The organism is Streptomyces sp. NPDC048659 (assembly GCF_040650575.1).
Lineage (GTDB): Bacteria > Actinomycetota > Actinomycetes > Streptomycetales > Streptomycetaceae > Streptomyces.
In genome coordinates, this window is sequence record NZ_JBEZHM010000031.1 from 60,070 (window position 1) to 82,032 (window position 21,963).

Genomic DNA, 21,963 nt, shown 5'->3' on the forward strand with positions numbered 1-21,963 from the left:
CGCGGCGGGGGTACGTGGAGTGGTCTACGGGTGCGGCCGGGCGGGGCGGTGCACGCGGAGCGGCCTACGTGCGCCGCCGGACGCGACGGCCTACGCAGAGCGGCCTGTGCGCGGCGGTGTACGTGGGGTGGCCCATGTGTGCCGCCGGGCGCGGCGGGCGGCCAGCACCAGGGCCGCGCCCGCGCCGAGCAGCACCGCCGCGGCGGGCGCGGTCCGGCGCGCGGACTCGCGGCCGGTGCGGGCCAGTTCGGGGCGGGCCGGACGGGGGGACGCGCCGGGCGGGGTGGGGCGGGCGGGGTCGGCGGGGGCCGGTGGGCGGCTGACGCCCGCCTCGGCGGCGGGGTCGGCGGGGTCGGCGGGGCCGACGGTCAGCGTGTAGTCGCCGGACTCGCCGACCCAGTCGCCGTCGTCGCCGCGCCGCTGGACCACGGCGGCGTTGACGACGATCTCGTCGGACGCGGTGTCGGCGCCGAAGGCGAGACGGACGGGGACGGTGAGCGTACGGCGGGCGGGGACGGCGAAGCCGTCGAAGGGGGCGGGGGCGGTCGCTTCCGGTACGGGGGCCGGGGCGGTCCTTTCCGGTACGGGGGCGGGGGCGGCGGGTGCCGTGGCCGACGGGCGCGGCCCCTCGCCCGGGTCGCCGAAGACTCCCACGCTCTCCGCCCGGTCGGTCCCCTCGAAGGCGACGGGCCGCCACAGCCCCGCCTCCGCGTCGTAGAACTCGGCCCGGACCTGGGCGGGCCGCAGGGCGCGGGTGCGGTCGGTGAGGACGAGGACGGGGTGGATGCCGCCGCAGGGCCGGGCGGTGGTGTTGGTGAGGTCGAGGTTCCAGGTGAGGAAGTCGCCGCCCGCGGTGTAGGCGGTGGGCCCGTCCTGGATACGGGTGACGAGCGGGAAGTCGCGGGCACCGTCCGGCCCGCACTCGGGCGGGGGTGCCGGGGCGGGCGGTAGTGCCACAGTGGGCCGAGGCGTCAGCGCCAGTGGGAGCGCTGGGGCGGGCGGGGACGCCAGGGCCAGCGGGAGCGCTGGGGCGGGCGCGAGCACCAGGGCGCGCAGGGGCGCTGCGGCCAGCGGAGCCGCCACGGCGGGCGGGAGCGCGGCGGCCTGCGGCGGTGCCGCTGCGGGTGCGAGCGCCCGGGCATGCGGCGGCGCCACGGTGAGCGGGAGCGCTACGGCCTGCGGCGGCGCCACGGCGGGCAGGGGCGCCTGGGCCAGCGGGAGCACCACAGTGGGCCGAGGGGCCAGGGTCAGCGGGAGCGCCGGGGCGCGCCAGGGCGCTGCAGCCACCGAAGGCGCGATGGCAGGCGGGAGCGCGGCGGGCTGGGGCGGCGCCGCAGCCGGCGCGGACGCCACGCCCTGCGCGAGCGCCACGCCCTGCGCGAGCGCCAGGGCCTGTGCGGTCGGGGCCGCAGTGGCCGTGGTGAGGGCGGCGAGGGCTAGGGCCTTGCGGAGTCGCATGGGCGGTGCCTTTGCTGCTCGCGGGCGTGCGGGTCGGCCGCGACGCTGCCACGCTCCTCCGGGCCGCCGCCCGACCGACACGGCCGGGCCCCCCGGACGCCGCGCGATCCCGCCCGATCAGCCTATTTTCCGACCGGCTGGGGCGGGAAGCCCGAGGGCTCTGCGCCGAAGACCGGGGCCAAGAGCAGATGCGCCGCGCCCTCCGCCACCGTGTCGGGCGCGTCCGTCACCGCCACCTCCGCCGTCAGGCCCAGCTCGGCCAGCACCTCTCGGGCCCCGCGCGCGAAGGCTCCGGGGGCCGCCAGCACCGCCCGGCCGCCCAGCAGCACCCGGTCCATGTCCAGCAGCCGGACCAGGTTCGCCGCGCCCGTACCCAGCACCCGCGCCGCCCCGTCGAGGTCCCCGCGCGCGAGCGCCGCCAGGCACAGCACCTCCAGGCAGCCGCGCCCCCCGCACTCGCAGCGCGGGCCGTCGAGCTGCACGGTCTGGTGCCCCAGCTCCCCCGCCCCGGTCCGGCCCCCGCGCAGCACCGCCCCGCCCAGGACCAGGCCCGCGCCGAGCCCCGTACCGAGATGCAGGTACGCGAACGAGTCCGGGGCCCCGGGGCGCAGCGCCAGGCCCAGGGCGGCGGCGTTGGTGTCCTTGTCCAGCACCACGGGCATCCCCAGCCGCCGCGCCAGCTCCTCGCGCAGCGGGAAGCCGTCCCACTCCGGGAAACCCGTGACCCTCCCGGGCCGGCCCGCCCGGTGGTCCAGCGGGCCCGGCATCGCCACCCCGGCGCCGAGCAGCCCGGCCGGACGGCCTCCCGGACGGCCTCCCGGGCACCCGGCCAGCAGGGCGGCCACCTCCGCGCGGGCCGCCGCCAGCACCGGTTCCGCGCCCGCGCCCAGGTCCAGGGGGGCGCGGCGGACCGCGACGCGCTCGCCGGCCAGGTCGAGCAGGACGGCGGTGAGCTCGTCGCGGTCGAGGTGCAGGCCGACCGCGTGCCCCGCACCGGGCACGAGCCGCAGCACGGTCGCGGGCTTGCCCCCGGTGGAGGCCCGGCGCCCCGCCTCGGCGGCCAGGCCCGCCGCGCGCAGCCGGGCGGTGATCTTGCTGACGGCCTGCGGGGTCAGCCCGGCCCGCTCCGCCAGCTCCATCCGGCTGATCCCGTCCGGACCCGCCGCCCGGAGCAGGCCGAGCAGCAGGGCGGCGCTGGGGCCGAAGGGGCCTAGCGGGGCGGGCAGGAAGGGCGGGACGGGCGAGCCAAGTGGGACGGGCGGGGCAGGCAGGGCAGGCAGGGCAGGCGGGACGGTGCCCGGATCCGGCGTCGGGCCCGCGCCCGTACTCGTACCGGCGCCCGACCCCACACCCGGACCGGCACCCGGACCGGGACCGTCACCGGCACCGGCATCCGCGCCCGCGCTCCCGCTCACCGTCAGGCCCGCCTCCGCCCCCGCCCCCCTGTCCGTACCGCCGCCCGACCCCACACCCGTACCCCTGTCCGTACTCACCCGTCCATTCTCCCCCTTGCTTGCACTTTCGCAACGGCGTTGCCAAAGTGGCAGCCATGACTGGTACCGCCCCCGCCCCCCTCCGCGTCGGTCTCGTCGGCTACGGCCTCGCCGGGTCCGTCTTCCACGCCCCGCTCGTCGCCTCCTCCCCCGGGCTCGTCCTCGACACGGTCACCACCGGGAGCCCCGAGCGGGCCGCCCAGGCGCGGGCCGGGCACCCGGGGGTCACCGTCGCCGGTTCGCCGGAGGAGCTGTGGGAGCGGGCGGACGAGCTCGATCTGGTCGTCGTCGCCTCCCCCAACAAGACGCACGTCCCGGTCGCCACCGCCGCCCTGGAGGCCGGGCTGCCCGTCGTCGTCGACAAGCCGCTCGCCGGGACCGCCGCCGAGGCCCGCGCGCTCGCCGCGCTCGCCGACGAGCGCGGGCTGCTGCTCTCCGTCTTCCAGAACCGCCGCTGGGACGCCGACTTCCTCACCCTCCGCGCCCTCCTCGCCGACGGCGAGCTCGGCGCGGTCCAGCGCTTCGAGTCCCGTTTCGAGCGCTGGCGCCCGCTCCCCAAGGGCGGCTGGCGCGAGTCCGGCGCCCCGGAGGAGATCGGCGGGCTGCTCTACGACCTCGGCAGCCACGTCGTCGACCAGGCGCTGGTCCTCTTCGGCCCGGTCGTCCGGGTGTACGCCGAGTCCGACGTGCGCCGCCCCGGCGCCGAGGCCGACGACGACACCTTCCTCGCGCTCACCCACGCGAACGGCGTCCGCTCGCACCTCTGGGTCAGCGCCACCACCGCCCAGCTCGGCCCCCGCTTCCGGGTGCTCGGCCAGAGCGCCGGCTACGTGAAGTACGGGCTCGACCCCCAGGAGGCCGCCCTGCGCGAGGGCCTGCGCCCCGAGCCCGGCACCCCCTGGGGCGTCGAGCCGGAGGGCCTGTGGGGGCGGCTCGGCTCGGGCGAGTCCCCGCTGACCGGCGGCGGCACCCCGGTCGAGACCCTGCCCGGCGCCTACCCGGCCTACTACGCGGCCGTCGAGGCCGCCCTGCGCGGCACCGGCCCCAACCCGGTCACCGCGCACGAGGCGGCCGACGCCCTCGCCGTACTGGAGGCCGCCCGGCGCTCCGCCCGCGAGGGCGTGGCGGTGACCCTGTGACCGCCGCCGGGACGGCCGGGAACACCGGGGCCGCCGGGACCGCCGGGGCCGCCAAGGCCACCGCGATCGCCGAGACCCCCGGGACGGCCACCCCCACCGAAATCGCCTGGCTGGAGGCCCAGGAGGCCGCGCTGGTCCTCCCCCGTTTCACGTACGAGGACGCCTGGGCCCTCGGCACGATCCTGGTCGAGCTGGCCCGTGAGCGGCGCGCGCCCGTCGCGATCGACGTCCGGCGCGGCGCCCAGCAGCTGTTCCACTGCGCGCTGCCCGGGTCGAGCGCCGACAACGACGCCTGGATCGACCGCAAGCGGCGGGTCGTGGAGCGGTACGGCGTGAGCTCGTTCCTCGTGGGCGCCCGCTTCCGCGCCAAGGGCACCACCTTCGAGCTGTCCTCGCGGCTCGACCCCGACCGCTACGCCGCGCACGGCGGTTCGTTCCCGCTGGCCGTCGCGGGCGCGGGCGTCGTCGGCTCGGTCACCGTCTCGGGGCTGCCGCAGGCCGAGGACCACGCGCTGGTCGTCCTCGGCCTGGAGCGTCTGCTCAGTGCGTACCGGTCGAGCGGCGGCGCCGCCGGCTGACCCACACGAGCGCGCCGCCGCTGGCGGCGAGCCCGGCGGCGGTCACCCCCATGACGATCTTGCCGGTCGTCGAGCCCGCACCGGTGTCGGGGAGTTCGCCGCCGCCGGTGCTCGAACCGCTGGAGCCGCTGGAGCCGCCGGAACCACTCGTGTGGCCGCCGGAGCCACTCGTCCCGCCGCCGTCCGTGGACCCCCCGTCCGCCGAACCGCCGTCCGTCGAGCCCCCGTCCGTCGAGCCCCCGTCGGTCGAACCGCCGTCCGTGGAGCCGCCGTCCGTGGAGCCGCCGTCACTCGTGCCCCCGTCCGTGCCGTGCGAGTCCGTCGGGCTCGGCGTGGGGGTCGGAGTCGGAGTGGGCGTGGGGGTCGGGGTGGGACCTGCGGCGCAGCTCGGCAGGTCGCCGTTGAACGGGTAGGCGTGCAGCTCCTGCCCGCCGCCGCCGTTCGTCAGCGAGGTGTGGGTGAGCGAACCGCTCGTGTAGAAGCGCCCGTTCATGCCGGGCATGGTCACGGTCGCCACGCTCGCCTGCCGGCCGATCAGCACGCTCCCCTCGAACTGCCCGCTGCCCTCGAAGGCCACCTTCGTCGCGTCGGGGAAGTTCCACAGGAGCCGGTCCTGAAGGGCGTCCGGGACGTCTCCGCTGTACGTGTCGATGGTCCGGTCCGCGCCGTAGACGTTGACGAGGGCGGTCGCGCCGGCCGGGACGCCGGTGAAGCGGAAGCCCTGCGAGCCGCCGCTGTTCGACTGGAGGTCGAAGTCGACGTCGAAGACCTGGAGCATCGACTTCCCGTCGCCGGTGAAGAGCGTCTCGCTGCCGCTGTTGACGGCGGTGCCGGTGGCCGGGCGGTGCTTGCCCTTCACGTACGCGTAGCACTGGCTGGCGTCGGTGAGCTCGTCGCGCAGGTCCACGTACTTGGTGACCGCCGCCGTGTCGTGGACGGCGGTCGGCGAGACCGTGCCGGTGAGCTTCCCCGCGTACCGGACGATCCCGTGGACCGTGGCCTCCTCGGCGAGCAGCCGCTGCCCGGCGGCGATGGTGATGTCGCCGCCGGTCGCCATGAAGTCGGTGCCGTCGTCCGGCGGGACGCGCGAACCGACGCCCGCGACGCCGACGTTGTAGATCTGCGAGACGCCGGCCCGCTTGTTCATGTCGAACTTCCCGAGGACGACCACCTTGCCCTCGGCCTCCGCCGCCGCCTGCCGGACGAGGAAGTCGCCGCCGACGAAGACGTTGACGTTGTTGTCGCGGCCCGCGATGGCCCCGTTGTTGACGTCCGGGTACGGGTTGGGGCAGTTGCCCGGCAGACAGGGGCCGAGGCCGCCCGGGAGCGGGTCGGCGAGGCTCGCGGTGGCGAGGCCGCCGACGAGGGCGGCGGCCCCCGCCACCGCCACGGCCGTTCGCATCAGACGCCGACGATTCGACACATGTGCACTCATATGGGCCAATATGCAGAATTCGGGCGTGGATAGCGACGACCCACGCGCGGGGTGTCGGGGGCGTCGCCCGAACGACTCACCGCACGCGGGTCACGGCCGGCCGCCGCGCCGCCCGCCGCCGGAGGCGGGCCGACGGCTCGCGACCGGCCGCCGCCTCAGGCGCTCTTGAGCTGCTGGCGCTGCCGCCCGAGGCCCTCGATCTCCAGCTCGACGACATCGCCCGCGCGCAGGTACGGCTTGGGCTCCGGCTGCCCCATCGCGACACCGGCGGGGGTGCCGGTGTTGATGATGTCGCCGGGGTACAGCGTCATGAAGCGGCTGACGTACCGGACCACCTCGGCGACCGGGAAGATCTGGTCCGAGGTGTGCCCGTCCTGCTTCAGCTCGCCGTTGACCCACAGCCGCAGGGCGAGGTCCTGCGGGTCCGGCACCTCGTCGGCGGTGACCAGCCAGGGCCCCAGCGGGTTGAAGGTCTCGCAGTTCTTGCCCTTGTCCCAGGTGCCGCCGCGCTCGATCTGGAACTCGCGCTCGGAGACGTCGTGGGCGAGCGCGTACCCGGCGACGTGGGCGAGCGCCTCCTCGTCGGTCTCCAGGTAGCGGGCGGTGCGGCCGATGACGATGGCCAGCTCGACCTCCCAGTCGGTCTTCACCGAGCCGCGCGGCACGAGGACCGTGTCGTCGGGGCCGACGACGGTGTCCGCCGCCTTCAGGAAGACGACGGGCTCCGCCGGGGTCGCGGCGCCGACCTCGGCCGCGTGCCCGTGGTAGTTCAGCCCGATGCACACGACCTTGCCGATCCGGCCGACCGGCGGGCCGATCCGCAGCCCCGTCGCGTCGAGCGGAGGCAGCACGCCCGCCCCGGCGGCGGCCCGTACCCGGTCGAGCGCCGAGGCGTCGCCGAGGAGGCCGCCGTCGATGTCGTCGACCAGCGCGGACAGGTCGCGGAGAGTCCCGTACTCGTCGAGGAGGGCGGGCCGCTCGGCCCCCGCCGGGCCGACACGCAGCAGCTTCATGGTCTTCTCCCTGTGGTCGAGGCGGCCCGGGGGGCGGGCCGTGGTGCACCCCGGCCGATGGAGTGCGGCCATCGGAGGATTGGTCGATCCTCCAATGGAACGGGTCACCCCGCAAGACCCCGTTCACACCCTGGACCCTTACGCGGGAGTAACCAGGGCGCCGGCGGCGGGCATGTCCCGGTAGAGGAACGCCCGCTCGACCGCCGTCCACGTGGTGCTGGTGACGATGTAGAGCGCGGCGGCCAGCGGCACGGCGGCGACCGAGAGCAGGGTCGCGAAGGAGAGCAGCGGCAGATAGCGCCCCATGGCGGCGGCCATGCCCGCGCCGGGCTGGCCCGGGTCCGCCACGACGGGGGCGGGGGCGGCGGCGGACTGGCGCCGGGCCCGCAGGAAGTTGTACGTGGCGACGGTGGCGACGATCGCGAAGATCACCAGATAGACCCGGCCGGCCGGGCCGAAGGCGCCGCCGTGAGCGAGGGCGTCGGCGTAGTGGTCGCCGAGCGGGGCGCCGAGGAGGTCGTGGCCCGCCATCCGCCCGCTGGAGAAGAGGTGGAACATCAGGAAGAAGGCGGGCGCCTGGAGCAGGCTCGGCAGGCAGCCGGCGAGCGGCGAGACCTTCTCCTCGGCGTGCAGCTCCATCACCGCCTTCTGGAGCCGCTCGGGGTTCTTGGCGTGCTTCTTGCGCAGCTCGGCGAGGCGCGGGGCGAGCCGGGTGCGGGCCTTCTGGCCGCGGGCGGCGGCGCGGGACAGCGGGTGGACGGCGAGCCGCACGCACATCGTGAACAGGATGATCGCGGCGGCGGTGGCGCTCAGGCCGAAGAGCGGCTGGAGCAGGTCGGCGAGTCGCTCGACCAGGGAGGCGAAAACGGACATGGGAGCCCTCCGAGGGGTCTCGTCGTGCCGGAAGAGAGAGACGTTTTCGGCAGGACGGAACCGCGAGAGGGGTGCGTGAACGAGAGGGTACGGGCCCCTACGCGGCCGTCGGGAGGGGACGGCCGGGCGCTCGTGGCCTGCGGCGGCCCGAGGCGTCGGGATCGCGCTGCGGCAGGAAGGCGGTCCGCCGGGCGCGGTCGCGCAGGGCGGTGCGGACCCGGGTCGGCGGCACGGGCAGGACCGCGGCGGCGCCGATCAGGGAGCAGACGAGGGCGGTCGCGGCCATGGCGACGGCGGCGGAGAGCCCGGCGCCGGTGGAGCCCTCGGAGAGCAGCAGGTCGGCGAGGGCGAGGAGGAAGAGGAGCGGCGCGAGCAGGCGCGGCGTCAGCCCGTTGCGCATCCCGGCCTCCCGTCCGTCCCTGGCCGCCGACGCTCACGCGTCGTCGGTCACCGGCTCCTGCTCGCCCTCCCGTTATACACGACCGGTCTCACGAGCTTGACTCACGAGCGCTCTCACGAGCGGTCTCCAGTGGTACGAGGAGCCGGCGGGGGGTGAGGAGGGCGCGGCCGACCGGGTCGGCGGGGTCCGGGTCGAGGCCGGCGCCGGGCCGCATCTCGATGTCGGCGGGGTGGACGGGGATCCGGCAGGCGGGGCACTCGCCGTGCGGGCCGAGCTCGGTGCCGCAGTCGAGGTGGTGGAAGTGGCGCATGGGCGCGGTGCCGGTCAGCTCCTCGCGCCCCCACAGCCCGAGCGAGCGCAGGACGGGCCAGAGGGCGATGCCGCGCGCGGTGAGCACGTACTCGTCGCGCGGCGGCGACTCCTGGTAGCGGCGCCGGTCGAGGACCCCGGCGTCGACGAGGGTCTGGAGGCGGGCGGCGAGGACCGCGCGGGGGGCGCCGAGGTGGTCGAGGAAGTCCTTGTAGCGGCGCACGCCGTAGAAGGCGTCGCGCACGACGAGGAGGGTCCAGCGCTCGCCGACGATCTCGAGGGCGCGGGCGATGGAGCACTGCTGGGTCGCGTAGTCCTTGCCGAGGGCCATGGGAACGAGTGTAGAGGAACGGGTTCAATGAATGAACCTTCACTGGTACGGTACGAGGACGCTCAAGGTTCAATGAACGAACCGACGGAAGCCGAGGTCCTGCCATGCCCCACTCCGCCGCACAGCCCCCCACCGGGCGGACCGCCGCCGGGAGCCTCGCCGCCGGGAGGGCTGCAGGGAGCGTCGCCAAGGCCGCCGCCGAGGCCGGGGACGGTGACGGCGTCCGGGCCGAGGCAACTGCGGCCCCCCACACCCCCCGGCACGGACGCGCCACCCTCGCCGTCACCAGCGCCGCCACCGCGCTGACGCTGATGAACTACACGGCCCCGATGCTCACCCTCCCCGGCACCGCCCGCGCCTTCGGCACCCCCGCCGCCCTCCAGGCGTGGCTCCTCAACGGCACCCCGCTCGGCCTCGCCGTCCTCCTCCTGGTCGCCGGCAGCCTCGCCGACACCCACGGGCGGCGCCGGGTCTTCCTGCTCGGCACCCTCGGCCTCGGCCTCACCACCGCGCTCGGCGGCTTCGCGGCCTCCACCCTCACCTTCACCCTCGCGCGCGTCGCCCAGGGCGCGGCGAGCGCCGCCGTGCTCGCGGCCAGCCTCGGCCTGCTGGCCCACGCGTACCCGACGGGCGCGGAGCGGATCCGGGCCACCGCCGTCTGGGGCGCCTTCGTCAGCGCGGGCATCGCGCTCGGGCCCCTGCTCGCGGGCGCGCTCAGCACGGTCGCCGACTGGCGCTGGACGTACGTCACGCTGGGCGCCGCGACCCTCCTCGTGGCCGCGCTCGGCACCCGTACCCTCGTGGAGTCCCGCGCCCCGCGCGCCGGCCGGACGGACCTGGCCGGGGCGCTCGCGCTGGGCCTGGCGCTGGCGGCGCTGCTCACCGCGCTGACCCTGGGCCGGGACGGCTGGCTGCGCCCGGCGGTGGGTCTGCTGGCGCTGGCGGCGGTGGCTTTGACGGCGCTGTTCGTGCGGGTCGAGCGGCGGGCGGCGGCCCCGATGATCGACCTGGCGCTGTTCCGCACCCCGGCGTTCCGGGCGGCGACGGCGGGGGCGCTGTTCACGGGGCTCGCGGTGATCGGCTTCTTCAGCGTGCTGCCCGCGCTGCTCCAGCGGGGCGCGGGGATGGCGCCGCTGGCGACGGCGTGGCTGTTCCTGCTCTGGTCGGGCACGGCGTTCGTGGTGGCGCTCCAGTCCCGCAGGCTGGCCGGGCGGCTCTCCGCCACGCACCAGCTCGCGCTGGGCTTCGCGCTGTCGACGGCGGGGGTGCTCGCCCTGTACGGCGCCCTGGAGGGCGCGGGCTGGCCCCGGCTGCTGCCGGGCCTGGTGGTGGCGGGCGCGGGCAGCGGCCTGCTGAACGCGGCCCTGCCCCGGCTCGCGGTGGACTCGGTGCCCCGGGAGCGGGTGGCGATGGGCTCGGGCGCCAACAACACGGCCCGCTACATCGGCTCCTCGGCCGGTGTGGCCCTCGCCCTGGCCCTGTCGACGGCGGGCCCGGACGCGGCCCTGCTGACGTCGGCGGCGCTGGGGCTGGCGGGGGCGGCGGTGACGCTGGCGACGGGACGGGGCTGAGACACCCCTCGCTTCAGCGCGGCAGCCGGGCGTCGGTGAACTCCTCGCGGGCGAGGACGTCGGCGTCCGGCCGGGGGTCGTCGCCGGCCGCAGGCCCGTACCGGCTGACGAGGACGGCGACGGCGAGGTTGACGAGGAGGGCGAGCAGCCCGGCGTTGAGGCCCCAGAGGGGGTCGTTCCCGGTGAAGACCAGGCAGCAGACGAGCACGACCCCGACGACGAGCCCGCAGATCCCGCCGTAGAGCGTCATCCGCCGCCACACCAGCCCCAGCAGGAGCAGCGGCAGGAGCTGCGCCATCCCCTCGTACGAGATGAGGGAGAGCCGGACGAGGGTGGTGGGCGCGGTGTACGTCATGACGAGCGCGAGCACTCCGGCGACGACCACGACGAGCTGCGCGAGCCCCTTCTCGCGGTGGCGCAGCCGGGGCGCGAGGGAGAGCACGCTGCGCCCCCACATGGTGCCGATGACCAGCATGAAGACGGCCATCGGGACGATGGAGGAGAGCGCGGCGGCGACGCCGACGAGGCCGACGGCCCAGGGCGGCAGGGAGTCGGTGACGAGCTCGAAGAGGGCGAGGTTGGAGCCGGCGCCGGTGAGGCCGGGGACGACGAAGAGGGCGGCCATGCCGAGCAGCATGGGGACGAAGAGCAGCACGTTGTAGGCGGGCAGCCAGACGGCGTTGCGGCGCAGGGTGTCGGCGTCGCGGGCGCCGAGGTAGCCGGCGACGGTGGTGGGGAAGATGACGACGGTGAGGGAGTTGAGCAGGGTGGTGGAGGCGAACCAGCCCACCCCGTACCCGCTGGCCTCGCCGCCGTGCCCGGGCAGCGCGAGCCACTCGCGCTTCTCGTCGACGAGGCGGCCGAGGAACTCCCCGTAGCCGTCGAAGTAGTGCAGCGGCACGTACACGGCGAGGAAGCCGAGGGTGAGGATGACGAGGGCGTCCTTGAGGACGGAGACCCAGGCGCTGCCGCGCAGCCCGCTGACGACGACGAAGCCGGTGGTGACGGCGAAGGCGAGGAAGTAGGCGAGGTCGAGCCCGATCCGGCCGTACGAGACGGTGGAGAGCACGACGCCCATGCCGGTGATCTGGAGCTGGATGTACGGGAGCAGGAAGACGGTCGCGAGGACGGCGACGAGCGCGCCGACCCAGGGCCGCCGGTAGCGGTGGGCGGCCATGTCGCTGACGGAGACGAGCCCGTGCTTGCGGGCGTAGCCCCAGAGCATGGGCCCGACGACGTAGCCGAGGGCGTAGCCGCAGGACATGTAGGCGACGACGTACAGCACGGGGGCCCCGTAGTTGTACCCCCATCCCGCGGCCCCGAGATAGCTGAAGCTGGTGTACCCCTCCCCCGCCATCAGCACCCAGATGAACACGGGCCCCAGCGACCGCCCGCCGACCGACCAGTCGGCGAGCCCGCCGCTCTCCTGCCGGCGGACGGCGAGCAGCCCGAGGAGCACGGTGAGGACGAGGAACCCGCCGACGATCCAGAGCGCCGCGCTCACTTCGTCCCTCGCCCGGCCCGCCGGTCGCCGCGCCGCGCGAGGGCGACGGAGAAGGGGGTGAGGACGGTGGCCCCGAGCAGCCAGAAGAGCAGGAACGGGACCCGGTTGACGAAGGGCAGGGCGGCGACGAACAGCAGGTACGGGACGAGCAGCCAGAGCAGATGGGGACGACGCTTGATCACGCGGTCGAGCCTAGGCCCTACGGGGTCACCAGCTTCGCCCAGACGATGAGCCGGTAGGTGGAGGTGTACTCGGGGGTGCAGGTGGTGAGGGTGAGGTAGGCGCCGGGCTCGTCGTACCCGTAGGACGGCTTGTAGAGGGAGCGGGGTACGGGCGCGATGACGCCGCGGTCGCGGGGCGAGGTCTGCGGGAGGACCAGGTCCACGCGGTAGGTGAACGTCCCCTGCCGCGTCCGCACCTCGATGGTGTCGCCCTTGCGCAGCCGGTTCACATAGCGGAAGGGCTCGCCGTGGGTGTTGCGGTGCCCGGCGAGCGCGAAGTTCCCGGCGCGCCCGGGCGCGGCGGTGCCGGGGTAGTGCCCGACGTAGCCGCGGTCGAGCACGCCGCGCTTGGCGACGCCTTCGGCGACGGGGGCGGTGAGGCCGATGCGGGGGATGCGGAGGACGGCGTAGGCGGGGGAGGCGGCGGTCTGCGTATCGGGCTCGGTCTGGGCGTCGGGCCGGCCGCCCGGCCGGGCACCGGCCCGGACACCGGACGGGGCATCGGCCCCGGTACCGGCCCCGGTTCCGGACGGGGCATCGGGCCGGTCGTCCCGCTCCCCCCACTCCCGCTCCAGCGCGCTGACCTGGCGGCCGGCCTGGGCGCGGGCCTGCTCGTTGGTCCACCACAGCTGCTGGACGACGAAGAGCACGAGGACGACGCCGCAGGTGACGAAGAGCTCGGCGGCCACCCAGAGCGCGCGGCCGGCGCGGCCGACGCCGCCGCGCCCCGCGCGCCCCTGCACCACCACCGGATTCCGACGCCGCACGGCGGGCACGATAAGCGCTGGGGCGCCAACTCTCCAGGGCCGTACAGCAGTACGGTGGACGGCATGCGCCCCGACATGTCTGCCGATCACACCACCGAAGCCGAGCGCCTGCTCCGCACCGCGGGGCAGTACCCGGAGGACCGCGAACCGCTGCTGCTGCGGGCGGCGGCCCACCTGGAACTGGCGGGCGACCGCGAGCGGGCCACGACGCTGTACGACACCCTCCTCGCCGACGCGCCGGCGCGGCCGCTCCTCATCAGGTCGCTGAAGGCGGCGAACCTGTGGGAGTACGGGCACGAGGCCGAGGCCCGCGCGATCATCGAGGGCGTCCGGGCGGCCCGCCCGGAGGACCCGGCGCCGTGGGAGATCGCGGCGGAGACGCTGGAGGCGCACGACGAGCTGGAGGAGGCGGAGGCGACGTTCACGGAGGCGGCGGCCCTGCTGCTCCCGCCGTCGGCCGAGGACATCTCGTACGCCCTCCAGTCCCTGCTCGCGGCCCGCCACCGCGTCCGCCGCCTGCTGGCGCTGCCGCACGACGCGCACGACACCCTGGCGGACGGCCTCCACACCGGCGACGTCCCCTTGGACGAGCTGCACGACCCGAAGCGGCTGTGGGCGCTGGGCTCCTCGGACCCGGCCGAGCTCCAGGCCGAGATCACCCGCCTCCGCTCGGAGCTGGGCTCGTACCGCACGGCGCTGTCGCGCCCGTTCCCGGTCGCGGTCCTGCACTGGCCGGAGGCGGAACTGGACGAGCTGCTGGCCGCCTACCCGGAGCTGGAGGCGGAGTACCCGACCTACCGGGCGCACCTGACGGACATCGAGGCGTCCCTCCGCGAACTCGCCCAGGCCGGCACCCCGAACCTGGGCATCGTCCCGGCGACGGTCCCGTCCTACGAAGCCTTCGCCGCCTCGGAAGCCTCCACCCCGGCCAACCCGGACCTCCTCCCCCAGTACGCCACCACCCTGGCCGCCCGAGGCCGAGCCGCAGCCTGGCCGCCGCTGCGGGGGGCGGGGTGCTGGTGCGGGAGGGGGGTCAGTTACGGGGAGTGCCATGGGGGCGCGGAGGGGTAGGCGGGGCCACGGCGAGGCACCGCGCACCGCCCCTCGCTGTCGGTGTCGTCCATTAGTGTCTACGGATCAGCAGTGGCGCGCGTATCCCAAGGCGAGACATGACGACCGACTGGCAGTTCGAGGTACCCACCGCCGGCAGCAAGCGGCTGCCTCCGGACGCTCGCTACATGGAGGCCCTCAGCAGTCAGGGCTACGGCTTCGAAGCGGCCATAGCGGATCTGGTGGACAACTCCATCGACGCCGGCGCCAAGGATGTGGTCGTCCATTTCCTCCGGGACGGGGACCGTCTCGTCAGCCTGCTCATAGTCGACGACGGCAAGGGCATGGACGAGGAGGGGCTGGACATCGCGATGACCGTGGGTGGTCGCCGCGATTACGACGCGCAGGCCCTCGGCATGTTCGGCACGGGTCTGAAGTCCGCCTCGCTGAGCCATGCCGGTTCCGTCACCGTCGTCAGCAAGGTGCGAGGAACGCGCGCCGCCGCTCCGGCCGGCCGGAGATGGACGATGGAGCGAGCCGTGACCGGCTACCAGTGCGACATCGTCGCCCCGGAGTACGCCCAACAGCTCATCGACCGCTACTACGACTGCCCGATCGTCTGGCAGGGAACGGTCGTCCGATGGGACGCGGTCAAGAACTTCCCGCAGACGGCGGGCGGCGGTCAGACCGACCGCTACCTGCACCGGACGATCAACAAGCTGGGGCTCCACCTGGGCCTCCACCTGCACCGCTTCCTGGCACGTGACGACTTCAACATCACCATCGCGGTCGAGGACGTCTCCACCGGCGTCGAGTACATGAACTTCGGCGTCCAGCCGCTCGACCCGTTCGCCTACCCCGTCACGGGGCACCCCGACTACGCCCGTGAGTTCGTCGCCACGGTGCCGTCCGTAGGCCCCATCCCGCTGACCGCGCACATCTGGCCCCCGAGGTCGACCGCGGACGAGTTCAAGGCGGTCGGCACGGGCATCGAACGGCAGGGTTTCTATTTCTACCGCCGCGACCGGCTGGTCCAGGCCGGCGGCTGGAACAACTTCCGGCAGCCCGAGCAGCACCTCGCGCTGGCCCGCGTCGCCGTCGACCTCCCGGACGACGCCGTCGCCTCCGAGGTGTTCCGCCTCACCGTGAAGAAGGACGGGGTCGACTCGTCCCCCGAGTTCGTGACCGCGCTGGAGTCCGCGACGGACGGCGACGGGCGCACGTTCGCCGGGTACGTGGCGGACGCCGACGCAACCTACCGCGCCGCGCGGAAGCGGACCGCCACCACCCGCAAGGCCGTGATTCCCGCCGGCAAGGGTTTCGAGAGCTCCCTTCGGGAGGCGATCGAGGACGAGTTGCCCTTGATCCCCGGCGAGGAACCGATCGCCGTCCGCTGGCAGAAGATCGACAACGGCACCTTCTTCGAGATCGACCGCGAGGGCCGGACGATCGTCCTCAACCACCACTACCGTGGCGCGCTCCTCGGCGGCCGACGCGGTGGCCTCAACGACGCCCCCGTGGTCAAGTCGCTCATGTACCTGCTCCTTCACCAGGTCTTCGAGAAGGAGTACAGCGGCAGCCGCGAGAAAGACAACCTGCAGCTCTGGCAGTCCGTGCTGGTGGCAGCCGCCCGAGCCGAGCTGAACCGGGTCGCCGACCATGACTGATTCCGCCGAGGGTCCCTCGCTGCCCTGGTCGACGGTCGAGCACTACCTGGGGGAAGGGCATGCCGCCAGCTATCCCCTCTCCACCGACGCCGCGCGTCCTCTCGTCTCCTACGAAATAGGCCACGGTGGCGGGGACATCGCCCTGTTCGTGGAGCTCGGGCGGAACGACCGGCTCCCCCGCTCCTCGCTGCCCGCCATCCACATCGACCAGGTGTCCGCGAAGGGCCTGCGCATGGCCCGGATCCGGACCACCCAGGTGACGCTGATGCGCGACTTCCACGACCTGCTGCTCGCCGTGGCCGATCGGATCGTCACGAAGAACCGTTCCCTCGACCACGCCTTCACCGAGACCGTGGACGGCTGGAGTTCCCTGCTCAACCGCCCCCGGATGCTGGACGTCCAACGGCGGATCGGGCTGTTGGGCGAGCTGGCGACCCTGGCTCGACTCGCCGATACGCACGGCTGGGAGTCCGCCGTCGCCTCGTGGACCGGTCCGTACGGCGAAGAGCACGACTTCGCCCTCGGGACCTTCGACCTCGAGGTGAAGACCACCGCGACGGAGCGGCGCCGTCACGTCATCCACGGAATCGAACAGCTCCAGGCCGCACCGAACCGCCCGCTGTGGGTAGCGTCACTGCGCCTGACCCGCGGCGGGACCGGAGGACGCACACTCGCCGATGCTGTCCACTCGGTTCGCCGGGCGGTGACGGAGCAGTCCCCCTCCACACTGGGACGACTCGACGCCGCTCTCGATCGATCCGGATGGTCCGCGGACCTGGCAGACGACGAACGCTGGACACCCCGGGACGAGACTCTGGTCCTGGCGGCCGACGCCGTGCCCCGGCTCACCCCGGCGCTGATCACCGCCGCCACTCTGGAGAGGATCTCGGCCGTACGCTACGAGACGGACCTCACCGGGCTCCCTCCCACTCCGGGGGCCCCTGTGGACCTGGCCGGACTCCTCCTTCCGTGACCTTCCGACCCTCCGCTCTTCCGCCCAAGACGTCCCGATCGCCGAGGAACCGCTGATGAACAGTCCCGACACAGCCGCCGGCGTCCGCCTCGACCTCCACGCCCGCGCGCTGGGCGACATGAGCTCCGGCAAGCCGAAGCGACTCGTCCGCGCACTGGAGTACCAGGCCGAGGACCTCGTCCCCGAGGCCATGGAGTACGCCTCCGAGGCGGACTTCCTGTCCGTGCTCCGCGACGCGCGCTCCATCGACCAGTTGGTCGAAGTCTGGCGCAAGCAGTTGACGCGTTGGGACTACAGCGAGAACGTCGGCTGGTCGGTCCACCCGCCCCGTACCGACGAACGGCGCGCCGACGTGTACGCGCTGCTCGGCGTCGGTGACGAGACCCGCAAGCGTCTCGACGTGCTCATCCCCGTCTCGAAGGCAGACGGGGCTGTCGTCATCAGCACGGAGCACACGCCCTGGTACACCCCCCAGTCCCTGCAAGGGCGCCCCTGGTACTGGCCCGCGTACCGCAGGCTGCTGGTGGAGAAGGGGTGGCCCGAGCACGTCGTCGCCGGCCTCGACGAAGCGACGGACCGGGTCGTGGAACGACTCGCCGACCCGACGGCGCCCGAGGCGTACCAGTCCAAGGGCCTCGTCGTCGGCTACGTCCAGTCGGGCAAGACAGCCAACTTCACCGGCGTCATCGCGAAGGCGATCGACGCGGGCTACCGGCTCGTGATCGTCCTGGGCGGAACGCTCAACATGCTGCGCGCCCAGACCCAGCGGCGCCTGGACATGGAACTGGTCGGGCGCGAGAACATCATGCGCGGCGCGAGCGAGTACGAGTCGGACTACGCCGACGACCCCGCCTGGAGCCAGGGCAGGTTCGCCGCCTTCGGCGCGATGCCCTCCACTCTGGGCGCCTTCGACGTCCATCGGATGACCACCCGTGACGACGACTACCGGAGCCTGCTGCAGGGGATCGTCGCCCTCGAGTACGAGAAGCAGGAGCCCGGCCTTCCGCTCTACGACCCTCGCAACCTCCACCGGGCCGCAGCGCGCCTGATGGTGGTGAAGAAGAACAAGCAGGTGCTGACGAAGCTGGTCAAGGACCTGAGGAAGATCAAGACGCCGCTCTCCCAGATCCCGGTCCTGATCGTGGACGACGAGTCCGACGAGGCGTCGGTCAACACGGCCGACCTGGCCAAGCCGAACGCCGAACGCACCGCGATCAACCAGAAGATCTCGGAGCTGTTGCACATGCTGCCGCGCGCCCAGTACGTGGGCTACACGGCGACCCCCTTCGCGAACGTCTTCGTCGACCCGAGCGACACCGAGGACATCTTCCCGAAGGACTTCATCATCTCGTTGCCCCGCCCGGACGAGTACATGGGCGCCCGCGACTTCCACGACCTCGACTCGGATCCGTCGGACGGGGAACAGACGTACGCGAACTCCAACGAGATGGCCCACGTCCGCTCCGTCGTCGTGGAGGACGACGAGGACGACACCTGTCTCCAGCGCGCCATGGACATGTTCGTGCTGGCCGCCGCGATGAAGCTCTACCGCGAGGACAAGGGCGGCCTCGGCGAGCGCTACTTCCAGCACCACACGATGCTCATCCACGAATCCGTCCGGCAGGAAGATCATCGGCAACTGCTCGGTCGGGTCACCGGGCTGTGGTGGAACTCCGGCTACCTCGGTCCCACCGGCCGGGAGCGGCTCCGCACCCTGTTCGACACCGATGTCGCTCCGGTGTCCGCCGTACGCGCGGACGGCCACGCCGTACCGGCGACGTTCGAGGACCTCGCCCCTTACATCGGCCCCGCCTCCATCCGGATCGGCGGCGACGACAAGCCCATCATCGTGGTCAACGGCGACAAGGACCTCGAGACCGGCGAAGCGGACTTCGACAAGCGGTCCATCTGGAAGATCCTCATCGGCGGACAGAAACTGGCCCGAGGTTTCACGGTCGAGGGGCTGACCGTCTCCTACTTCCGGCGGCGGGCAGGCAATGCCTCCACGCTCATGCAGATGGGCCGATGGTTCGGCTTCCGCAAGGGATACCGGGACCTGGTCCGCCTCTACCTGGGGCGCCAGGAGACCATCGGCAAGAAGGAGATCGATCTCTACGAGGGGTTCGAGGCGATCTGCCGGGACGAGGAGGCGTTCCGTGCGGAGCTCGCGCAGTACTCGGTGACGGTCGACGGGCGCCCCCAGATCACCCCGGACAAGATCCCGCCGCTGGTCTCCCAGCACATTCCGTGGCTCAAGCCCACCAGTCCGAGCAAGATGTACAACTCCCGGCTGGTCACCCTCCGCTCCCCCGGCCAGTGGCAGGAACCGACGGCCTACCCGTCCAAGGCACCCGACCTGCGACACAACACGAACCTGTGGACGCCCGTCCTGGATTCGCTGTCCACCGAGCCGACGCAGTTGTCGTACCACCTGGCCGAGAAGGGCGTCACCCACCGTTACGCGGCCTTGACGGGTCGGATCGCGGCGACCTCGCTCCTCGACCTGCTGACGTCGGTGCGCTGGGGGGCTCCGACCCAGTTCGCGCCGCACCTGGACTACCTGCGGGAGATCACCACGAGTTCCCCCGCCCAGGTGGACGACTGGGTCGTCCTCGCACCGCAGCACGCCCAGGCAGGGCAGCGGATCGGACTCGGTGCCGCAGGGCGCACGTACTCCTACTTCGCTCGTGACCGCCGCCGCGACCCGCTGTTCGGCGCCATCAGCGATCTCAAGCACCGTGCGGCGGCGCTGCGCATCGCGGGCAGCCTCGCCGATCCGGGTGACGCCGGCGTGGAGGGGCTGCGCGCCCCTCGCCAGGGCGTGATCGTCCTGTATCCGGTGGTAGAGCCCGAGCACCGTGCGAACCTTGTCGAAGGCGCGCCGCTCGATCCGGGCCGGGTCGTCATGGCCTTCGGCTTCATCGCACCCGCGTCGGCTCGCAGCCGCGACGGCAGCGTGCTGCGATTCACGACCATCGACTCCTCCCAGGAGGGAGTCGCCATCATCGACAGTGCCTCCACGCGGGCCACGGGCTGACGGAGATCGCGATGAACACCGAAGCGCCCCGCCTTCGAAGCCTCGGCGTCTGCGCCGGAGCCGGAGGTCTCGCCCTCGGACTGGAGAAGGCGGGCTTCGACCCCGTGCTCCTCCTCGACAACAGGGCCGTGGCCTGCGAAACGCTGCGCATGAACCGACCCTCTTGGCAGGTCCTCGACGTCGATCTCCTCGACTTCGACCCCGTGGACCACCAGGAGACCTACGACGTGGACCTGCTTGCGGCCGGACTGCCCCGCGTCAAGGCCACCGCCTCGGTGCACCGCACGGACACCGGCAGCGAACTGGAAGTGCTGAGGGCCACGATCATGCTCATGCACGGCGTACGCCCCCGAGCGCTTTTGATCGAGAACGTCCCGGACCTCGTCACCAAGCCGACCTACGATCCGATCCGGGAATTCGTGACCAAGGAGCTCATCCACCTCGGCTACGACATCCGGTGGTTCGTGCTCAACGCGGCGGACCTCGGGGTGCCACAGGATCGGAAGGAGGGAGTCATCGTCGCGCTGAGGGACGGACGGCTCGACGCCTTCGTTCCTCCGGTCGCCTCGGTCACCCGCCACGTGACGGTCGGGGAGGCACTCGGCACGTCCATGGCCGCCCGCGGTTGGCCCGAGGCCGCTGCCTGGGCCTCCCAGGCAAACAGACCCGCTCCGACATTGGTGGGGGGTTCATGGAATCGCGGCGGCGCGGACCTGGGTCCGACCGGTACCAAGCGGGCATGGGCTCGGATGGGCGTGGACGGCGGCACGGTGGCCGACGACGTCCCCGGCCCGGGCTTCGTCTGGGATCCGTCGCTCGGGCGAGGCGGCATGATGCCGCTCACCGTGCGCCAAACCGCGGATCTGCAGGGGTTCCCATCCGGCTGGGCCTTCGCCGGCCGAAAGACCGCACAATACCGACAAGTGGGGCACGCCACCCCACCTCCGGTCGGGCAGGCGCTGGGCGAGGCGATCAAAACAGCCCTTCGGTCCTGAACACGTCGGATCGAACTGCCTCACCTCCGGCCGGCAACGAGCGACGAGCGACAGTCGCAGTGCCGGGGAGGGCGGTCCGGGTAACCTGTAGCGCTGCCGGGGTCTCCCGGCCAACTCTCTACGAACTCACCATCCACCTGGAGAACACGTGCCACGCCCCGAGATTGTGGATCTTTTCGCCGGGCCGGGTGGGCTCGACGTCGCGGCACGTGATCTGGGCTACGAAGTGACGGGGATCGAGTTCGACCAGGACGCCTGTGACACGCGAAGCGCGGCCGGGCTCGTCACGCTGCAGGGAGACGTACGAGACTTCGGCCCGCACAAATTCCCCAATGCCACGGTCCTGGCCGGGGGGCCTCCGTGTCAGACGTTCACCGTGGCCGGCGGCGGGGCCGGCCGCCGCGCGCTGGACGAGGTGATCGAATTCGCCAGGCGGATGGCCCGGGGCGAGGACGTCCGGTCCAAGCTCGCCGTGCTGGAGGACGAGCGGACCGGGCTCGTCCTGGAGCCACTGCGGTGGGCCCTGGAAGCACTGCGTGACGACCGGCCCTATGAGGCGATCGTGCTGGAGCAGGTCCCCGCGGTCCTCCCCGTCTGGAAGGAATACGCGAGGCTCCTGTCCGCGAAGGGCTACTGGGTCGCCGAACCGAAGGTGCTCCACACGGAACAGTTCGGTGTTCCCCAGACCCGGCGCCGCGCCATCCTCGTGGCCCGCCTCAGTGCCGTGGTCGACCTGCCCGCTCCCACCCACCGCTTGTATCGCAAGGGCGTACCGCGCGGTCATGGCGACCCCGCCTTGAAGCCGTGGGTGTCCATGTCCGAGGCCCTCGACCGGTCGGGCTCCTTCGAGGTGATCTCCAACTACGGCACCGGAGGGGACCCGAAGGCCCGCGGTCGACGCTCCTCCGACGAACCGGCGTTCACGGTCACCGGGAAGATCTCTCGCAACCGGGTCGTGGACACACGTACAAAGGAGGAGTCCCGCTTCACCGACGACGAGGCCGGCCTCCTGCAGACCTTCCCGCGCGGCTACCAGTGGTCCGGCCGGGCAATCGCCCAGCAGATCGGCAACGCGATCCCGCCCTTGTTGGGCAAAGCAGTCCTGGGAGCCGCTCTCGGCTCGGCGACCGAGTACGCCGCCGCCTGATC

19 protein-coding genes are annotated in these 21,963 nt (G+C 73.3%); 9 read left to right on the forward strand and 10 right to left on the reverse strand.

Features of this window, described 5'->3' with window-relative positions:
• Nucleotides 1-90: 90 nt before the first annotated feature.
• Together AB0C99_RS23170 and AB0C99_RS23175 are read right to left on the reverse strand one after the other, a co-directional pair.
• Nucleotides 91-1,458: a hypothetical protein gene (locus AB0C99_RS23170; protein WP_362478037.1), complete on the reverse strand. Its 1,368-nt coding sequence runs from the start codon at nt 1,456-1,458 to the stop codon at nt 91-93.
• Nucleotides 1,459-1,580: 122 nt separating this feature from the next.
• Nucleotides 1,581-2,684 carry an ROK family protein gene (locus AB0C99_RS23175; RefSeq protein WP_362478136.1) on the reverse strand — a complete coding sequence of 368 codons (1,104 nt, stop codon included), beginning with the start codon at nt 2,682-2,684 and terminating at the stop codon, nt 1,581-1,583.
• Nucleotides 2,685-3,007: 323 nt separating this feature from the next.
• Between AB0C99_RS23175 and AB0C99_RS23180 the strand changes: the two genes are divergently transcribed.
• Nucleotides 3,008-4,090 (forward strand): Gfo/Idh/MocA family oxidoreductase, encoded by a 1,083-nt coding sequence (locus AB0C99_RS23180; protein ID WP_362478040.1) that lies wholly within the window; start codon nt 3,008-3,010, stop codon nt 4,088-4,090.
• A gap of 65 nt (nt 4,091-4,155) precedes the next feature.
• Nucleotides 4,156-4,668, forward strand: coding sequence for a heme-degrading domain-containing protein (locus AB0C99_RS23185; RefSeq protein ID WP_362478139.1), 513 nt, complete (start codon nt 4,156-4,158; stop codon nt 4,666-4,668).
• Here AB0C99_RS23185 and AB0C99_RS23190 read toward each other — a convergent pair.
• The 5 genes from AB0C99_RS23190 to AB0C99_RS23210 form a co-directional block, all read right to left on the reverse strand.
• On the reverse strand, nt 4,631-6,070 hold the full coding sequence (locus AB0C99_RS23190) for a choice-of-anchor A family protein (RefSeq protein WP_362478043.1): 1,440 nt from the start codon (nt 6,068-6,070) through the stop codon (nt 4,631-4,633). The two genes, AB0C99_RS23185 and AB0C99_RS23190, sit on opposite strands and share 38 nt — an antisense overlap.
• A gap of 188 nt (nt 6,071-6,258) precedes the next feature.
• Nucleotides 6,259-7,116 carry a fumarylacetoacetate hydrolase family protein gene (locus AB0C99_RS23195; RefSeq protein ID WP_362478045.1) on the reverse strand — a complete coding sequence of 286 codons (858 nt, stop codon included), beginning with the start codon at nt 7,114-7,116 and terminating at the stop codon, nt 6,259-6,261.
• A gap of 138 nt (nt 7,117-7,254) precedes the next feature.
• Nucleotides 7,255-7,989 carry a membrane protein insertase YidC gene (gene yidC / locus AB0C99_RS23200; RefSeq protein ID WP_362478047.1) on the reverse strand — a complete coding sequence of 245 codons (735 nt, stop codon included), beginning with the start codon at nt 7,987-7,989 and terminating at the stop codon, nt 7,255-7,257.
• 97 nt (nt 7,990-8,086) lie between these two features.
• Complete coding sequence (locus AB0C99_RS23205; RefSeq protein WP_362478050.1) at nt 8,087-8,389, reverse strand: DUF6412 domain-containing protein; 303 nt, start codon at nt 8,387-8,389, stop codon at nt 8,087-8,089.
• A gap of 88 nt (nt 8,390-8,477) precedes the next feature.
• Complete coding sequence (locus AB0C99_RS23210; RefSeq protein WP_362478053.1) at nt 8,478-9,029, reverse strand: helix-turn-helix domain-containing protein; 552 nt, start codon at nt 9,027-9,029, stop codon at nt 8,478-8,480.
• Between the two features lie 104 nt (nt 9,030-9,133).
• Between AB0C99_RS23210 and AB0C99_RS23215 the strand changes: the two genes are divergently transcribed.
• Nucleotides 9,134-10,600 (forward strand): MFS transporter, encoded by a 1,467-nt coding sequence (locus AB0C99_RS23215; RefSeq protein WP_362478056.1) that lies wholly within the window; start codon nt 9,134-9,136, stop codon nt 10,598-10,600.
• 13 nt (nt 10,601-10,613) lie between these two features.
• Here the strand turns inward: AB0C99_RS23215 and AB0C99_RS23220 are convergent, their stop codons facing one another.
• From AB0C99_RS23220 to AB0C99_RS23230, 3 genes are read right to left on the reverse strand one after another with little or no spacing between them, the layout of a single operon-like run.
• Entirely contained in the window at nt 10,614-12,104 is a 1,491-nt protein-coding gene (locus AB0C99_RS23220) for a sodium:solute symporter family protein (protein ID WP_362478059.1), read from the reverse strand.
• A complete protein-coding gene (locus AB0C99_RS23225) occupies nt 12,101-12,286 on the reverse strand; it encodes a DUF3311 domain-containing protein (protein ID WP_362478062.1) in 186 nt (61 codons plus the stop codon). The genes AB0C99_RS23220 and AB0C99_RS23225 overlap by 4 nt, the downstream gene beginning before the upstream one ends.
• A 17-nt stretch (nt 12,287-12,303) precedes the next feature.
• Complete coding sequence (locus AB0C99_RS23230) at nt 12,304-13,092, reverse strand: class E sortase (RefSeq protein ID WP_362478065.1); 789 nt, start codon at nt 13,090-13,092, stop codon at nt 12,304-12,306.
• A 63-nt stretch (nt 13,093-13,155) separates the two neighbouring features.
• Between AB0C99_RS23230 and AB0C99_RS23235 the strand changes: the two genes are divergently transcribed.
• The 6 genes from AB0C99_RS23235 (at nt 13,156) to AB0C99_RS23260 (ending at nt 21,961) form a co-directional block, all read left to right on the forward strand.
• Nucleotides 13,156-14,163 (forward strand): hypothetical protein, encoded by a 1,008-nt coding sequence (locus tag AB0C99_RS23235; protein WP_362478068.1) that lies wholly within the window; start codon nt 13,156-13,158, stop codon nt 14,161-14,163.
• 98 nt (nt 14,164-14,261) lie between these two features.
• Nucleotides 14,262-15,809: an ATP-binding protein gene (locus tag AB0C99_RS23240; RefSeq protein ID WP_362478071.1), complete on the forward strand. Its 1,548-nt coding sequence runs from the start codon at nt 14,262-14,264 to the stop codon at nt 15,807-15,809.
• Nucleotides 15,802-16,782 (forward strand): PD-(D/E)XK motif protein, encoded by a 981-nt coding sequence (locus AB0C99_RS23245; RefSeq protein WP_362478074.1) that lies wholly within the window; start codon nt 15,802-15,804, stop codon nt 16,780-16,782. The genes AB0C99_RS23240 and AB0C99_RS23245 overlap by 8 nt, the downstream gene beginning before the upstream one ends.
• Nucleotides 16,783-16,837: 55 nt before the next feature.
• Nucleotides 16,838-19,819 carry a Z1 domain-containing protein gene (locus AB0C99_RS23250; protein WP_362478076.1) on the forward strand — a complete coding sequence of 994 codons (2,982 nt, stop codon included), beginning with the start codon at nt 16,838-16,840 and terminating at the stop codon, nt 19,817-19,819.
• Between the two features lie 11 nt (nt 19,820-19,830).
• Nucleotides 19,831-20,814, forward strand: coding sequence for a DNA cytosine methyltransferase (locus AB0C99_RS23255; RefSeq protein WP_362478079.1), 984 nt, complete (start codon nt 19,831-19,833; stop codon nt 20,812-20,814).
• Between the two features lie 148 nt (nt 20,815-20,962).
• Nucleotides 20,963-21,961, forward strand: coding sequence for a DNA cytosine methyltransferase (locus AB0C99_RS23260; protein ID WP_362478081.1), 999 nt, complete (start codon nt 20,963-20,965; stop codon nt 21,959-21,961).
• Nucleotides 21,962-21,963: the final 2 nt, after the last annotated feature.

Excerpts from the sequence above, each read along its gene's own strand:
- AB0C99_RS23255 (WP_362478079.1), top strand. The coding sequence starts at position 19,831 with ATGAACACCGAAGCGCCCCGCCTTCGAAGCCTCGGCGTCTGCGCCGGA.
- AB0C99_RS23190 (WP_362478043.1), bottom strand. The coding sequence starts at position 6,070 with ATGCGAACGGCCGTGGCGGTGGCGGGGGCCGCCGCCCTCGTCGGCGGC.
- AB0C99_RS23235 (WP_362478068.1), top strand. The coding sequence starts at position 13,156 with ATGCGCCCCGACATGTCTGCCGATCACACCACCGAAGCCGAGCGCCTG.
- AB0C99_RS23215 (WP_362478056.1), top strand. The coding sequence starts at position 9,134 with ATGCCCCACTCCGCCGCACAGCCCCCCACCGGGCGGACCGCCGCCGGG.
- AB0C99_RS23195 (WP_362478045.1), bottom strand. The coding sequence starts at position 7,116 with ATGAAGCTGCTGCGTGTCGGCCCGGCGGGGGCCGAGCGGCCCGCCCTC.
- AB0C99_RS23170 (WP_362478037.1), bottom strand. The coding sequence starts at position 1,458 with ATGCGACTCCGCAAGGCCCTAGCCCTCGCCGCCCTCACCACGGCCACT.
- yidC (WP_362478047.1), bottom strand. The coding sequence starts at position 7,989 with ATGTCCGTTTTCGCCTCCCTGGTCGAGCGACTCGCCGACCTGCTCCAG.
- AB0C99_RS23250 (WP_362478076.1), top strand. The coding sequence starts at position 16,838 with ATGAACAGTCCCGACACAGCCGCCGGCGTCCGCCTCGACCTCCACGCC.
- AB0C99_RS23245 (WP_362478074.1), top strand. The coding sequence starts at position 15,802 with ATGACTGATTCCGCCGAGGGTCCCTCGCTGCCCTGGTCGACGGTCGAG.
- AB0C99_RS23205 (WP_362478050.1), bottom strand. The coding sequence starts at position 8,389 with ATGCGCAACGGGCTGACGCCGCGCCTGCTCGCGCCGCTCCTCTTCCTC.
- AB0C99_RS23180 (WP_362478040.1), top strand. The coding sequence starts at position 3,008 with ATGACTGGTACCGCCCCCGCCCCCCTCCGCGTCGGTCTCGTCGGCTAC.
- AB0C99_RS23210 (WP_362478053.1), bottom strand. The coding sequence starts at position 9,029 with ATGGCCCTCGGCAAGGACTACGCGACCCAGCAGTGCTCCATCGCCCGC.
- AB0C99_RS23240 (WP_362478071.1), top strand. The coding sequence starts at position 14,262 with ATGACGACCGACTGGCAGTTCGAGGTACCCACCGCCGGCAGCAAGCGG.